We start from the raw sequence: 14,144 nt of genomic DNA, 5'->3' as shown, positions 1-14,144 counted from the left end.
TCGGTCCCTCGGCATGTCCCCACACCTCCACGCAGGCACAACGCGTCGCCAGTGCCATCAACCGAGCTCAGCCAGGCCCAACTGAAAGGCGGAGGCTAGGGGTTCCGTCCGGCCGGAGCCGCTGGCGGCCCGGGGGAGGTGGGCCTGGGAGGTGGGGCTCAGGGGTGGGACTGGCGCGGGGCCGAGGTGACGCCCAGCTCGCGGACGTCGAGCCGCGCCCCCTGGCCCCACAGGCGGTTCTGCGGGAGGCTCGCCGGATCGGCGAACCGTTGCCTGGCCGGTGCACCACGGTGGGGGTCGTGGTAGCGCAGGCCGTCCTCGAGGCGGACCAGGCCGCCCTCGACGCCCGGCATCCCGGCGTCCAGCAGGGTGAAGGTGCCGAACCCGCCGGCGAGCTGACGCGGTTCGACCACTTCCTCGCGGCCGCCCAGATCGAGGATCAGGTGCTCCCGGTCCGCGGGCTTGTGGCCGATCCGGTCGACCGTCAGGACCGTGCGGCCGTCGGCCCTCCACTCCACCGTCCCCGCCGACCTGTCGTAGCCGACCGCCAGGTGGTGCACCTGGTCGGGCGTGCTGCGGCGGGCCACCGGCAGGGCGTAGGAGAAGGCGGCGTAGTCGGCACCCGGGCGGGGCAGCCGCTCGTAGAAGGCGTAGAGCACGTCGTCGGTGACGAAGAAGTCGAAGACCGTCATCGTCTCCGGGTCGACGGTGTTCATCGCGCCAGCCGCGAGCCGCAGGTCCGCCGCCGGGTCGGCCACCGCGGCGCCGAACGGGTGCTGCTCGGTGCCGAAGGTCCGGGCGGACATCGTCACGTCGATGGTGAGCACCCGGCCGGGTTCGGCGTCGAAGCCGAGGACGCCGGCCTTCGAGGTGTGCCGGGCCAGTGCGAAGAACTTCAGGTGGTCGGCGCCGCCGCCACCGCCCTCGCTCTCCCGGCCGGTGGTGAAGACGAAGGCCGGTTCACCGGTGCGCGGGTCGGTGCCGGTGGGCACCACCCGCAGCCCTGCCTCCGACGTGGTGGCGATGCCGTCGCCGTCCGGCAGCGTCTCGCCGGCCGGGGTGAGGGTCCAGCGGGACCCCTCCCCCCGGTGGTCGAACCCGTCCCGGAAGTCGTCCCAGACGACCCGGCCGCCGTCGACGACGGCCGGGTCACGGTGCGTCTCCAAACGCGGCATGGCGGGCTCAGGCCGCCGACAGTCCGCGCTTCAGGGCCCCGGCGATCTCCACGGCGCGCCGGGTCTGGTGCTCGATCGCGGCGAAGGTGGCCTCGTCCACGGCCGCGTTGTCGTACGCGACGTGGCCGACGCCGTAGGGGTTGCCGGTCTTGATGTTGAACTGGACACCGTCGGTGTAACCGGGCGGAACGATGATCGCGCCCCAGTGGTAGAAGGTGTTGTTCAGCGCGAGCAGCGTGCTCTCCTGGCCACCGTGGGTCTGCGAGGTGGAGACGAACGAGGTGACGACCTTGTTCGCCAGCTTGCCCTGCGCCCACAGGCCACCGGCGGTGTCGATGAACTGCTTGAGCTGCGCGGCCGGCAGACCGAAGCGGGTCGGGGTGCCGAAGAGGATGACGTCGGCCCAGTCCAGGTCCTCCAGGGAGGCGACCTCGAGGTCCTTGGTCTCCGCGTGGTGCGCGGCCCAGGCCGGGTTGGAGTCGATGGCGCCCTGCGGCGCCAGCTCGGCCACCTTGCGCAGACGCACCTCGGCCTCGGCCTTCTTCGCCGCCTCGGCGGCGGCGGTGGCGAGAGTGTGCACGCTACCCGTGGAGGAGTAGTAGATGACGGCGACGTTCGTCATTCGAGCGTCCCTTTCTGGTTTTTGATCCGGTGACTGCGGAAGAGGTTTCCGTAGTCACCGGAAAGGCGGCAATCGCGGTCGGATTACTTCGTCAGATGGGCCCGGACTCCGTCAGTTTCCGGCAACCGGAGAGCGGGTTCGGCGCGGCCGGACGGCCCGGGGCGGAGCGGTCAGGAGACGCGGAAGTTGGCCATCATCCCCATCGCCGCGTGGTCGAAGAGGTGGCAGTGGTAGACGTAGGTGCCCCGGTACCCGGTGAAGGTGGCCTGGATCTTCACCGTCTCGCCGGCCAGGATGCTCACGGTGTCCTTGAGCCCCGTCTCGAACCCCTGGGTGACGGGCTGTCCGTTGCGTTCCAGGACGCGGAACATCACCAGGTGCATGTGGAAGTTGTGCGGGGCGACCTGGTTGGTGTTGGTGACCGTCCAGATCTCGGTGGTGTCGTAGGCGATCTCGGTGTCGATCCGGTTGTGGTCGTACGTCAGGCCGTTGATGTAGGCGGCCGCGCCGGGGTTGCCCGTCTCGTCCATGCTCAGCGCGAAGCTGCGGTTGACGGTCGCGGGCGGCAGGGCCGGCAGGGTGCGCAGGGTGCTCGGGATCGAACTGGGGTCGGCGGCGGTGCGGGTGACGTCGAAGCGCATGACCTTGCCGACGTGCTCGACCGGGCCGGGCGGCATGCCGTTCTCCAGCACCACCTGGGTGCCCACCGCGTAGCGTGAGAAGTCGATGACGATGTCGGCGCGTTCGCCGGGCGAGAGCCGTACCACCGTCGCCTGACAGGGCTGCGCGAGGAGGCCGCCGTCCCCGCCGATGACGGTGAACTCCGAGCCGTCGGACAGCTTCAGGTCGAAGAAGCGCGCGTTGCTCTGGTTGAAGAACCGCAGCCGGTACTTGCGGGCCGCGACCTGGAAGTACGGCCAGGCCTTGCCGTTGGCGAGGATGACGTTGCGGTTGGGCCAGTCGTCCATCTCGTACACGAGCTGTCCCGACTGGTCGAAGCGGGCCTCGCGCAGGGCGATCGGCACGTCGTACTGGCCGGAGGGCAGGGGCAGTTGCTGCTCGGTGTCGTCGGTCAGGAGGTAGGTGCCGGACAGTCCGCGGAAGACGTGCTCGGACTCCTGGTGGTGGGCGTGGTCGTGGAACCACAGGTTGGCGTGCGGCTGCTGGTTCGGGTAGGTGTAGGTCTTGGAGGCACCGGGTTGGATCACGTCCATCGGCGCGCCGTCGCTGGACTCCGGCACGTGCGCGCCGTGCAGGTGCACGGAGACCGGCTGGGCGAGGTTGTTGGTCTGCTGGACGACGACCCGCTGGCCCGATCTCGCTCTGATGACCGGGCCCGGGAACTGCCCGTTGTAGGTGCGGACGGTGGTGGCGGGCATGTTGGGCAGGACCGCCGCGGTGACCTCCTTCATGGCCATCCGGTAGTAGCTGGTGGTGCCGGAGACCGCGTACGGCGAGAGCACGGCCGGAACGGGCATCTGGACGGCGAACTTGGCGATGTCGGCCGGGTCCAGGTTCGCGGTCACCCCACCGGTGGGGGTGGTCAGGTCTCGCTCGGCCGCACCGGCGGTCGCGGGCTGCGAGGCCGCGATCCCGAAGCCCGCGAGCCCGAGCCCACCGGAGACGGCGACACCGGACACCAGAAACGAACGACGTGCTATCACGATTTCCCCCCAGGAGATGTGAACGATCCGTGTAGGGCAGATCCAAGGGGCACCGGGGGAAAACCGTTTGATTAATCTGATTAGTCTGTCACGTCGTGGCCCGCCTCCACGGCCCCGTACGGAGCGCCCGAGGGCTCCGGCCCGATGGAGCGGCCGGCCCGCAGGCACACGCCCGGCACGGTCAGCGCCAGCAGGGCGACGGCGATGCTCTCCATCACTTCCGGGCTGGAGCGCGGGATCTCGGCCAGCAGCGCGCTGCCGGACGCCCCGCCGATGCCGGCCGACCCGCTTCTGCCGCCGTCCGCCGAGGGCTCGGCGACGTCGTGATGTGCGTGGATGAAGGACGTTCGAGGCTGCACGGTCCACTCCTTCCATCGGGATCCGTCGACATTAGGCAGCGCACGGGCGGCGGGCGGCGGACCCGCTCCCCTCTGTGTCAGGTCCCGCGAACTCCGTCACCGCCGCGCGAGGACGCCCGTCCGAACTGACACAGTGGCCGGGATCCGGTTGTCGCCGCGCGCTCCCGGTGACGAGCCTGACGCCACCCGGGGACGGCCTCCTCCGACCCCGACCGCCCCCACCGATCCCGAGGAGCGTCGTTGAGCGGGTTGCGCCGGCTGACCGCCCGTGGCCGGGACCCGATGCACCGTGGGGTCCCACCTCGACCGCCTGGCGATCCGCTGACCGGAACGGCCGTTCCGGGAAGGGTCGTCCTCAGGCCCGTCCGAGCACCCGCTCGACGCTGATCTCCAGGACCACCCGGTCCGGGTTGACCCGCGGCTCGCGGTAGCGCTCGGCGTAGCGCCGCTCCGCCTCGGCGACCTGCTCGGGCTCGTCGCGGACCACCGCGACGCCCTCCAGGGTCGACCAGCGGGCGCCGGCCACCTGGCAGACCGCGACCCGCAGGCCCTCGGGCCCGGCCGCGGCGACGTTGCGGGCCTTGCGGCTGCTCCGGCTGGTGATCACCCGGGCGGTGCCCGTCTCCGGCTGGTACGTCACGCCCACCGGCACCACGTGCGGCGTGCCGTCCGGGCGGGTGGTGGTCAGCGTGGAGATGTGCCGTTCCCGCCAGAAGGCGAGGAAGGCGTCGTCGAGCTCGCGCGGGTCAAGGGCCATGATCGCGATCGTACGGCCCCCGGGGAACCTGCGTTCCCCGGGGGCCGTACGGGCCGGGCGTCAGTGCCCGCGCGCGATCCACTCCGGCAGGGCCGGGGCCTCGGCGCCGATGGTGGTCGGGTCGCCGTGGCCGGTGCGCACCACCGTCTCGGCCGGGAGCGTCAGCAGCCGCTCGCGGATCGAGTCGATGATGGTCGGGAAGTGCGAGAACGAGCGGCCGGTGGCGCCCGGGCCGCCGTGGAACAGGGTGTCGCCGGTGAAGACGGTGCCCAGCTCGGGGGCGTACAGGCAGACCGCGCCCGGGGCGTGGCCCGGGGTGTGGAGCACGGTCAGCGCGGTGCCGGCCACCTCGATCCGCTGCCCGTCGGCCAGTTCGCCGTCCGGGAGGCGCTCGGGGTGGGTGAGCTTCCACAGCGGGAGGTCGTCCGGGTGCAGCAGCACCGGCGCACCGGTGCGGGCGGCGAGGGCCGGGGCCGCGTCGATGTGGTCGTTGTGCGCGTGGGTGGAGACGATCGCCAGCAGCCGGCGCCCGCCGAGCGCGGCCTCGATGGCCTCGGCGTCGTGGGCGGCGTCGATCACCACCGCCTCCTCGTCGTTCCCGACGATCCAGACGTTGTTCTCCACCTCCCAGCTGCCGCCGTCGAGGTCGAAGGTCCCGGCGGTGACCAGGCGGTCGACGCGCGCGGTCACAGGACCACCACCGAGCGCAGGACGTCACCGTGGTGCATGCGCTCGAAGGCCTGCTCCACCTGGTCCAGCTCGATGGTCTCGGTGACGAAGGCACCGAGGTCCAGCCGGCCCTGGAGGTAGAGGTCGATCAGCATCGGGAAGTCCCGCGAGGGCAGGCAGTCGCCGTACCAGGAGGACTTCAGCGCGCCACCGCGGCCGAAGACGTCGAGCAGCGGCAGCTCCAGCGTCATCTCCGGGGTGGGCACGCCGACCAGGACGACGGTGCCGGCCAGGTCACGGGCGTAGAAGGCCTGCTTGTAGGTCTCCGGGCGGCCGACCGCCTCGACCACCACGTCCGCGCCGTTGCCGCCGGTCAGCTCGCGGATCGCCTCGACCGGGTCGGTGGTGCGGGAGTTGACGGTGTGGGTGGCGCCCAGCTTGCGGGCGGTCTCCAGCTTGCGGTCGTCGATGTCCACCGCGATGATCTTCGACGCGCCGGCCAGCCGGGAGCCCATCACGGCCGCGCCGCCGACACCGCCGCAGCCGATCACCGCGACCGAGTCGCCCCGGCCGACGTTGCCGGTGTTGATCGCGGCGCCGAGGCCCGCCATCACACCGCAGCCCAGCAGGCCCGCGACGGCCGGCTCGGCCGCCGGGTCCACCTTGGTGCACTGGCCGGCCGCGACCAGGGTCTTCTCGGCGAACGCGCCGATGCCCAGCGCCGGGGACAGCTCGGTGCCGTCCAGCAGCGTCATCTTCTGCTTGGCGTTGTGGGTGTCGAAGCAGTACTGCGGGCGGCCCCGCCTGCAGGCGCGGCACTGGCCGCACACCGCACGCCAGTTGAGGACCACGAAGTCACCGGGCTCGACCTCGGTGACGCCCTCGCCGACCGTCTCCACGATGCCCGCGGCCTCGTGGCCGAGCAGGAACGGGAACTCGTCGTTGATGCCGCCCTCCCGGTAGTGGAGGTCGGTGTGACAGACACCGCAAGCCTGGATCCGGACCACGGCCTCGCCCGGGCCAGGGTCCGGCACCACGATCGTGGTCACCTCCGCGGGCGCGCCCTTGGCGCGCGCGATCACTGCCTTGACCTGCTGGGGCATCCGATTCCACCTCCGTCTGCCGGTGCGGCTCCGCACCGGCGTGACCTGCGACAAACGACTGAAGACCAACTGCCCACGAAGCGTATCGCCCGCCGCGCCGGCCCCCGGCGCGGCCCGTGGGCCCACCCGGCCCGAACCGGTGTGCTAGGGCCCGTCCGACGACTCCGTTCGAACCACCGGGTCCCACGTGGCATGTGCCGCCCGGGTATCCGCCGGGGGCCCGGCGACAACCCGACGCGGCCCCGCGGGCAGGGGCGCACGGCTGGCAACGAGCGCCCGTTCGTGCGCCTCGAAGTGCCTGGAACGCACCGGTGTTGGCTGGAAGTGCCGCAGACGGGCGCCCCACCGCCCACGTACGGTCGTAGCAGAGACGGTCCACGCGACCACGCTCAGCACACCCGCCCCACCCGACGGCGTGCCACCATGCGCCGCCCTCGCCGGGCGCGCACCGACCGTGCGCCCCCGCACATTTCGCGCCACGCCTCCCGCAGGAGCCCGACCGATCCCCGGCCCGTGTCGAGCCGCCAGCCGGCCGCATCACCCGTCCCCCGCCCCATCCCCGGATCCACCCCCCGCCGGGCCGCCCCCGCGGCCCCCCGCCCTGGAGTCTGGAGTACGGATGTCCACCGAGAACAGTGCGACCAGCGCCGGCCCCGCCCCGCTCCCTCCGATGCACTGCCTGCGCCGCCTCGACCCCGGGCCGCCCCGCCTCGCCGCGCTGCCCACCGGCACGCCGGTCTGGCTGGTCAGCCGGCACGCCGACGTGCGACAGGTGCTGACCGACCCGCGACTGGGCCGCGCCACCCTCTTCGCGCCGGACGCGCCGGCCGTCAAGGTCACCCCCAGCATCATCGACGACCCGGACGGCATGCTGAACATCGACGGCACCGAGCACCAGCGGCTGCGCCGCACCGTGCAGCGGGCCTTCACCCCGCGCGCGATCGAGCGCTGGCGCCCCTGGGTCGCCTCGGTCGTCGAGTCGCTGATCGACGAGCTGATCGACCACGGCTCCCCCGCCGACGTCATCGACGCCTACACCCGCCCGCTGCCGGTCGCGGTGATCAGCCGGCTGATGGGCCTGGACAACGTGGACGCCAAGCGGCTCGGGCACTGGAGCGACCACGCGCTGTCCACCACCGCCTACACCCCCGACGAGATCACCGCCTCGATGGCCGAGTTCGCCGCCTTCGGCTCCGAGGTGATCGCCGAGCGCCGCGCCGCACCGGGCGACGACCTGGTCAGCAGCCTGCTCGCGGCCGCCGCCGAGGACGGCTCGATCACCGAGGGCCAGCTGGTCGTGCTGGTCATCGGCCTGGTGGTCGCCGGGCACGAGACCACCATGACCAGCCTCGGCAACGCCCTGGTCTACCTGCTCCAGGACGGCCGCGAGGCCTGGCAGCGACTCGCCTCCGACGAGGCCAGCGCCGCCGCGGCCACCGAGCAGATCCTGCGCGCCGTCCCGCTCAGCGACGCCAAGGAGCACCTGCCCGGGCTGCTGCGCCGCACCGTCGAGGACGTCGAGATCGGCGGCGTGGTGATCCCGGCCGGCAGCGTGGTCGCCGCCGACGCCCAGGCCGCCAACCACGACCCGTCGGTCTTCACCGGCGACCTGCGCACCGAGCTGTTCTCGCCGCTGGCCGCGCCCATGCTCACCTTCGGCGCCGGGCCGCACCACTGCCTGGGCGCCTGGCTGGCCCGGATGGAGATGGAGCTCGGCCTGCACCGGCTGGCCCGCCGGCTGCCCGCGCTGCGGATGGCCGACCCGGTCGAGCTGATCGACTGGCGGCGCGGCCTGGTCACCCGCAGCCCCAACGCCCTCCGGGTGACCTGGTGACGGGCCGCGCGGACACCGAGCCGGTGATCGTCCGGGTGGACCGGGACCGCTGCATCGGCTCCGGGATGTGTGCCCTCAGCGTCCCCGGCTCGCTGGCCCTCGGCACCGACGGACTGGCCGCACCGCTGGCCGGATACGCCGACGGCGGCGCGGAGTTGACGGACGCCCTGAGCGAGGCGGTGGACTACTGCCCGGTCGAGGCGCTCAGCCTCCACTCGGCCCGCGGCGGCTACCGGATCGACCCCGGGGAGTGAGCCCCGCCCCGGTGGCGCCCCCCGCGACGACCGCGACGGGCGCCACCGGGGTTCCCCCGGCCGGCCGGTCGATCGATGAGCCGGGCTAATGGGTCGATGAGTTCATCGATCTTGTTCGCCCCTTCCGCCGACTGGTGAGCTGGGCAGCATGACAAACGCGGAAACCACTGCGGCCGGCCTCCCCCGGGCCACCGCGGAAACCCCTGCCCCACCGGCCGGTTCGCCCACCACCCACCGCTGGTCCCCGGTCCTCGCCGTCGCCCTCGCCACCTTCACCCTGGTGTCCTCCGAGATGATGCCGGTCGGCCTGCTCACCCCGATGTCCCACAGCCTGGGCGTCACCGACGGGGCCACCGGCCTCTCCCTCACCATCACCGGCCTGATCGCCGCCGCGCTCTCCCCCTTCGCCCCGGCGCTCGTCGGCCCGCGCGACCGCAGGAGCGTCCTGGTCGCCTTCATGCTGCTGCTCGGCCTGGCCAACGCGGTGACGGCGCTGGCGCCGAACTTCGCGGTCCTCGCCGTCGGCCGGGTCCTGCTCGGCGCCGCCATGGGCATCGTCTGGGGCCTGGTCGCCAGCCTCGGCCCGCGTCTGGCCGACGGCCCGCGCCTCGCACTCGCCATGACGCTGATCTTCTCCGGCGTCTCCATCGCCTCCGTCCTCGGCGTCCCCCTGGGCACCTACCTGGCCGCGCTGCTCGACTGGCGCGCCGCGTTCTGGGCGCTCGCCCTGCTCGGCGCCGCCTCCGCCGCCGTCCTCGCCGCCACCCTGCCCCCGCTGCCGGCGCACCGGCGCGCACGGCTGGACGGCCTGGCCGGCGCGCTGCGCCACCGGGGCATCGCCACCGGAGCGGCCATCACCGCGTTCGTCGTGCTCGGCCACTTCGCCGGCTACACCTACGTCCGCCCGGTCCTCGAAGCCGACGCCGGCCTGAGCAGCGGCACGATCGCCACCTGCCTGCTGGTGTACGGACTCGCGGGCGTCGCCGGGAACTTCACCCTCGGCCCGATGTCCGGGCGCCGCCCGAAGACGGCCGTCACCCTGGCCCTCTCCGGCGTCACCCTGGCCACCGCGCTGCTCGGGTCCGCCACCGGCGGGCTCGTCACCGTCCTGCTCGTCCTGGTCCTCTGGGGCGTCTCGTACGGCGGGGTGTCGGTCTCCACCCAGACCTGGTTCCGCCTCGCCGACCCGGCCCGGGTCGAGGCCTCGGCGGCCCTCTGGGCGGGCGTGTTCAACGCGAGCATCGCGCTCGGCTCGCTGGCCGGCGGGCTGGTCGTCGACCGGGCCGGCAACCACGCCGTGCTGCTCACCGCGGCCGCCCTGGCGGGCGCCGGACTGCTGCTCACCGTGCTCTCCCGGCCGGACCGACCGGCGGACCGGGCCTGACCCGGGCCGGGCCTGATCGGGCCTGACCTGACCGACCGAGCCGGCCGGCTCAGTCGACGTGCCCGGCCAGCAGCCCGACGAACTCGCCCGTCAGCCGGTGCGTCCGCCCCTCCCGCTGGACCACCTCCAGCGTGCTGAACTCCAGCTCGGGCACCGGCAGGAAGCGGACGTCCGGCCGCTGGACGTACGCCGCGCTGCGCTCGCACAACAGCAGGCCCTGGCGGGTGCCGGCCACCATCGACAGGCCCGCCTGGATGGTGGCCGCACCCGTCGAGTAGCTCAGCTCCCGCCCGCTCGGCGTGCGCCGGGGCGCGTTCACCTCCCGCCAGTACTCGGGCGCCGGGCCGCGCGGCTCGACCAGCGGCAGCCCGGCCAGCTCCTCGGCGCTCACCCCGTGTGCCCCGCCGAGGCGCCGCGCGGCGGAGACCGCCACGTACACCGGCTGCCGGGAGAACTCCAGCAGCACCTCCAGCCCCGGCTCCCGGCACGGGGCGAGCACGATGGCCAGGTCGACCTCACCGCGGGCGAGGTGCGAGAACGGGTCCGCCCACGGCAGTTCGACCAGCTGCGTCGTCCCCTCCGGCAGGCTCGCGATCACCCGGGCGACCGGCTCGTACACCGCGCACTGGAAACCCAGCCGCAGCGGCCGGGCCGTCGCGGCCCCGGCCCGGGCGGCGTCGTAGCCCTCCCGGAGCCGGTCGAAGGCGGGCACCACCTGCTCGGCCAGCGCCCGCCCCAGCTCGGTCAGTTCGACCCGGCGGCTGGTCCGCCGGAACACCGGGGCACCCACCCGGCCCTCCAGGCGCTTGATCAACTGGGAGACCCGGCCCTGCGAGACGCCCAGGCGCAGCGCCGTCCGCCCGAAGTGCAACTGGTGGACGAGGACGGAGAAGCACTCCAGCTCCTGCAACGGCAGCTCGGGCAGGACGGCGATCCCGGAGGCCCCGGGGGCCGGCGTCGGTCGTTCCACCCCGGCAGTCTACGTCGGTCGCCCGGCCGCTCCGCAGGCGAGCACGGCGCGCAGCTCGGCGGCCGGGTCCCCCTCGTGGTAGGGGCGCTCACTCGGCTCGATGTGGTCCAGGAACTCCTGGTAGCGCAGGGCGTAGGACAGGTGGTAGAGCGGTTCGGCGAGTTCGAGGGCGCGCTCCGGATCGGATCCGGGGACGTGGCGGCGCCAGGCCTCCGTCCAGACCCGGGCGTGGTGCCGCCAGGCCTCCGGGGCGAGGTAGGCGCGGGGGCGCAGCCCGTCCAGGGCGGGGTGGCCCAGGCAGGAGTCGGCGTAGTCGACGACCACCGGGTTCACGCCGTCGGAGCGCCAGTTGCCGGGGTGGAAGTCGCCGTGCAGCAGCGTCTCCGGGAGGCCGCAGGCGGCGAGCCGGTCCAGCAGACCGGGCAGCGCGGCCGCGAAGCCGGCCAGCCGGTCCAGCTCCCCGGCGGTCAGGTCGGTCTCCTCGGGCAGGCGGTCCAGCAGGGCCGTCAGCTGCGCCGCCAGGGCCCGGGGGGTGCGGTCACGCAGGCCGGCCAGGTCACCCGGGCGGGCGGCCAGCGCGGCCTGTGCGGCGACCAGGCGGGGCACGACCTCGGCGACGGTCCCGGCGGACGGGCTCCAGCAGTCCTCACCGGGGACATGGTCGAGCAGCAGCCGCCCGCCGGCCGGGTCGGCGGCGAGGACGGTGGGGACGAGCGTGCGGTCGACGCCGCCGAGCAGCGCGATCACCTCGCTCTCCCGGGCGTTGAACGCGGACGTCGTGGTCTTCAGCCAGGCGTCGGCGCCGGTGGCGGTGGGGAGGCGGAAGAGGCCGGAGAGGTTCCAGGTCCGGATCTGCCGGGCGGGCGCGGCCAACGGGCGGCCGGCCGCGGCCAGTTCCTCCCGCGCCCAGTCCAGGGCGGCCCGCAGCCCCGCCGGGGTGGCCCAGGCGGCGCGGCGTTCGGCCGGACCGAGCAGCACGGCCGTCCCGGCGTCCGGGGCGCCGGCGGACGGCATGGTGGGCCGGCTCAGCGCCTCGGCGTGGTAGCGGACCCGCCCGCCGTGACCGGGCTCCTCGCTGTGCCCCTCGACCAGCCGCGCCACCAGCACCGGCGCCCCGGCCAGCTCCGTGGCCCGCGCGACCACCCCGTCCACCGAGGACCACCAGCCGAGGTCCGCCTCGAAGGGGCCCAGCTGCCCGAAGTACTCGTCCCCGTACGTGAGATCGACCGTCACGGTCCGGTTGCTCGCTCGCTGCATCGCAGCAGCTTCGCCCACCGGCCCGGTCCGGGGCCAACGGATTTCCGCGCCCGCCGGGCGGGGGCCCGCCGCCGTGCTGGGCCCTGTCCGGACCTAACCGATCGCCACGGCCGTGCCCGAGACCCGTACCCGGGTGTCCTCCGCCCTCAGCTCGACCCGCAGCACGCCCGGGCGGCCCAGGTCGTCGCCCTGGTGCAGGGTCAGCACCACCGGGGCCGGCACCGCGCCGAGTTCCCGCAGGTACGCGCCGAAGGCGGCCGCGGCGGCGCCGGTGGCCGGGTCCTCGACCACGCCGCCGACCGGGAACGGGTCACGGACGTGGAAGACCTCGGGCGTCTCGCGCCAGGCGAGCTGGAGGGTGGTCAGGTCGCGGGCCCGCATGTAGGCGGCGAGCCCGTCGAAGTCGTACTCCAGGCGGGCCAGCCGTTCGCGGGTGGTGACCGGCAGGACGAGGTGCCGGGCACCCGCGTAGGCGACCCGGGGCGGCAGGGCCGGGTCGAGGTCGGCGGCGGACCAGCCGAGCAGGGCGAGCGCCTCCTCGACGTCGTCCGCCGGGACCTCCTCGACCTTCGGCTCGACGCTGGTGAGGGTGGCGCGCAGCAGCCCGTCGGCCCCGCGCTCGATCTCGACCGGGACGTCCCCGGCCGCGGTCGCGAACACGTACCGCCCGGGGCCGACGCGCTCGGCCAGCGCGACGGCCGAGCCGACCGTCGCGTGCCCGCAGAACGGCACCTCGACGAGCGGGCTGAAGTACCGCACCCGGTAGGTGCCCTCGGTGGGGCCGGCGGTCAGGAAGGCGGTCTCGGAGTACCCGACCTCCGCGGCGATGGCGAGCATCCGCTCGGCGGTCAGCCCGGTGGCGTCGAGCACCACCCCGGCCGGGTTGCCGCCCTCGGGGCGGGTGGCGAAGGCGGCGTAGCGCAGGACCGCGGGTGCGGCGTCGTCGTTCATGACCGGACGAACGCCCACCGCCCCGGCGCTGTTCCCGCTCATCGCAGCACCGCTTCCAGGAGGTCCGAGCCGAGCCGGGCGCTGCCCGCCAGGTCGAGTTCGTAGAGCATGTACCGCCCGCGCCGCCGGGCGGTGAGCAGCCCGGCCTTGCGCAGGACGGCCAGGTGCCGGGACACCTCCGGCGCGCTGAGCTCCCAGGCGGAGGCGAGTTCGCCGGTGGTGTGCGGGCCGCGGGCCATGGTGCGGGCGAGGCGCAGCCGGACGGGGTGGGCGAGCGCCTCCAGGCGCTGCTGGACGAGGGCGAGCGAGACGGGCTCGGGCAGACCGGTCTCGGCGACGGGGTACTGGAGGACGGGCCGCCAGCCGCGCTCGTGCACCACCAGGAGGTGCGGGCGGCCGAAGGCGGTGGGGATGAAGGTGACGCCCCCGGCGTCGGTGCCGTTGGTGGTGTTGTCCTGGAGCTTGTCGATGACGATCCGGCGCCGCCCGTCCGTGCCCTGGTCGAGGGAGACGGAGGGCGAGATGTCGGCGAGTGTTTCGGCGAGGCCCCGGCGGGCGAGCAGGTCGGCCTTGCGCCGGGCGTCGGCGGCGAGGTCGGGCAGGACGCGCTGCCAGGCGTCGGCGAAGAACGCGGACCGGCAGTCCTCCAGCATCCGCCGCACCAGGGCCCGGACGGCCGGCGGGTCGGCGAGCAGCCGGTCGGCGAAGGCGGCCTGCCGGGGGCCGCGGGCGAGGGCGAGTTCCCGGGCCCGCTCGTTGGCGGCCGGGTCGGTGAGCGGGGAGCCCATCCGGTGGGTGAGCCGGGAGGAGCCGCAGGTGGTGACGAGGGCGGCGGCGACGTACCGCTCGTCGTCGATCCGGTCGACGGCGTCGAGTTCCTCGGTGAGGGTGGCGCCGGGCAGGCCGGGGACGAGGAAGTCGGCCCGCGAGGAGCGCCAGAGGAAGTCGGCTTCCAGCAGCCGTTCGGACAGCTCGGGCGGGATCGTGGCGGCGGTGGCGGCGGCCCAGCCGTGCAGCGCGGGGTGGTGCGCGGGCTCGGCGAGCACGTGCAGCACGGCGTTCAGTTCGCCGAGCGGGGAGGGCGTGAAGAGGAGCCGCTCGTCGGGCAGGCCGGTGATGTCGATCGTCAGGCTCACAGCGGCGAT

General features: G+C 74.0%; 14 protein-coding genes. 3 read left to right on the top strand and 11 right to left on the bottom strand.

All coding sequences use genetic code 11. From position 1 onward, the window contains the following. Positions 1–158: 158 nt before the first annotated feature. The 7 genes from ACFRAR_RS24055 to ACFRAR_RS24025 all read right to left on the bottom strand — a co-directional run bounded on the left by ACFRAR_RS24055 (position 159) and on the right by ACFRAR_RS24025 (position 6,349). Positions 159–1,166 (bottom strand): DUF6081 family protein, encoded by a 1,008-nt coding sequence (locus ACFRAR_RS24055; protein ID WP_380700226.1) that lies wholly within the window; start codon positions 1,164–1,166, stop codon positions 159–161. A 16-nt stretch (positions 1,167–1,182) separates the two neighbouring features. Beyond that, a complete protein-coding gene (wrbA, locus tag ACFRAR_RS24050; RefSeq protein ID WP_380700224.1) occupies positions 1,183–1,797 on the bottom strand; it encodes an NAD(P)H:quinone oxidoreductase in 615 nt (204 codons plus the stop codon). Positions 1,798–1,967: 170 nt separating this feature from the next. Further along, on the bottom strand, positions 1,968–3,437 hold the full coding sequence (locus ACFRAR_RS24045) for a multicopper oxidase family protein (RefSeq protein ID WP_380700222.1): 1,470 nt from the start codon (positions 3,435–3,437) through the stop codon (positions 1,968–1,970). Between the two features lie 104 nt (positions 3,438–3,541). After that, on the bottom strand, positions 3,542–3,820 hold the full coding sequence (locus tag ACFRAR_RS24040; RefSeq protein ID WP_380700221.1) for a hypothetical protein: 279 nt from the start codon (positions 3,818–3,820) through the stop codon (positions 3,542–3,544). 355 nt (positions 3,821–4,175) lie between these two features. Beyond that, a complete protein-coding gene (locus tag ACFRAR_RS24035) occupies positions 4,176–4,577 on the bottom strand; it encodes a pyridoxamine 5'-phosphate oxidase family protein (protein ID WP_380700219.1) in 402 nt (133 codons plus the stop codon). 60 nt (positions 4,578–4,637) lie between these two features. Then, positions 4,638–5,267 (bottom strand): MBL fold metallo-hydrolase, encoded by a 630-nt coding sequence (locus ACFRAR_RS24030; RefSeq protein ID WP_380700218.1) that lies wholly within the window; start codon positions 5,265–5,267, stop codon positions 4,638–4,640. Continuing rightward, on the bottom strand, positions 5,264–6,349 hold the full coding sequence (locus ACFRAR_RS24025) for an S-(hydroxymethyl)mycothiol dehydrogenase (RefSeq protein WP_380700217.1): 1,086 nt from the start codon (positions 6,347–6,349) through the stop codon (positions 5,264–5,266). The genes ACFRAR_RS24030 and ACFRAR_RS24025 overlap by 4 nt, the downstream gene beginning before the upstream one ends. A 619-nt stretch (positions 6,350–6,968) precedes the next feature. On the opposite strand from ACFRAR_RS24025, the gene ACFRAR_RS24020 reads away from it, so the two are divergent. The 3 genes from ACFRAR_RS24020 to ACFRAR_RS24010 all read left to right on the top strand — a co-directional run bounded on the left by ACFRAR_RS24020 (position 6,969) and on the right by ACFRAR_RS24010 (position 9,821). Next, on the top strand, positions 6,969–8,183 hold the full coding sequence (locus ACFRAR_RS24020) for a cytochrome P450 (RefSeq protein WP_380700216.1): 1,215 nt from the start codon (positions 6,969–6,971) through the stop codon (positions 8,181–8,183). Next, positions 8,180–8,437: a ferredoxin gene (locus ACFRAR_RS24015; RefSeq protein WP_380700215.1), complete on the top strand. Its 258-nt coding sequence runs from the start codon at positions 8,180–8,182 to the stop codon at positions 8,435–8,437. The genes ACFRAR_RS24020 and ACFRAR_RS24015 overlap by 4 nt, the downstream gene beginning before the upstream one ends. 148 nt (positions 8,438–8,585) lie before the next feature. After that, positions 8,586–9,821, top strand: coding sequence for an MFS transporter (locus ACFRAR_RS24010; RefSeq protein ID WP_380700214.1), 1,236 nt, complete (start codon positions 8,586–8,588; stop codon positions 9,819–9,821). 49 nt (positions 9,822–9,870) lie between these two features. On the opposite strand, the gene ACFRAR_RS24005 is transcribed toward ACFRAR_RS24010, so the two are convergent. From ACFRAR_RS24005 to ACFRAR_RS23990, 4 genes are all read right to left on the bottom strand, one after another. Beyond that, positions 9,871–10,791 carry a LysR family transcriptional regulator gene (locus tag ACFRAR_RS24005; RefSeq protein WP_380700212.1) on the bottom strand — a complete coding sequence of 307 codons (921 nt, stop codon included), beginning with the start codon at positions 10,789–10,791 and terminating at the stop codon, positions 9,871–9,873. A gap of 9 nt (positions 10,792–10,800) precedes the next feature. Further along, the gene (locus ACFRAR_RS24000) at positions 10,801–12,048 is read right to left on the bottom strand and encodes a phosphotransferase family protein (protein ID WP_380700210.1); all 1,248 of its coding nucleotides are present in this window, start codon (positions 12,046–12,048) and stop codon (positions 10,801–10,803) included. Positions 12,049–12,141: 93 nt separating this feature from the next. Continuing rightward, entirely contained in the window at positions 12,142–12,999 is an 858-nt protein-coding gene (locus ACFRAR_RS23995; RefSeq protein ID WP_380700228.1) for a PhzF family phenazine biosynthesis protein, read from the bottom strand. 38 nt (positions 13,000–13,037) lie between these two features. Continuing rightward, complete coding sequence (locus ACFRAR_RS23990; RefSeq protein WP_380700208.1) at positions 13,038–14,135, bottom strand: DUF5937 family protein; 1,098 nt, start codon at positions 14,133–14,135, stop codon at positions 13,038–13,040. Positions 14,136–14,144 lie beyond the last annotated feature (9 nt).

The organism is Kitasatospora sp. NPDC056651, assembly GCF_042792155.1.
Lineage (GTDB): Bacteria > Actinomycetota > Actinomycetes > Streptomycetales > Streptomycetaceae > Kitasatospora.
This window is presented reverse-complemented; position numbering and strand designations above follow the sequence as displayed.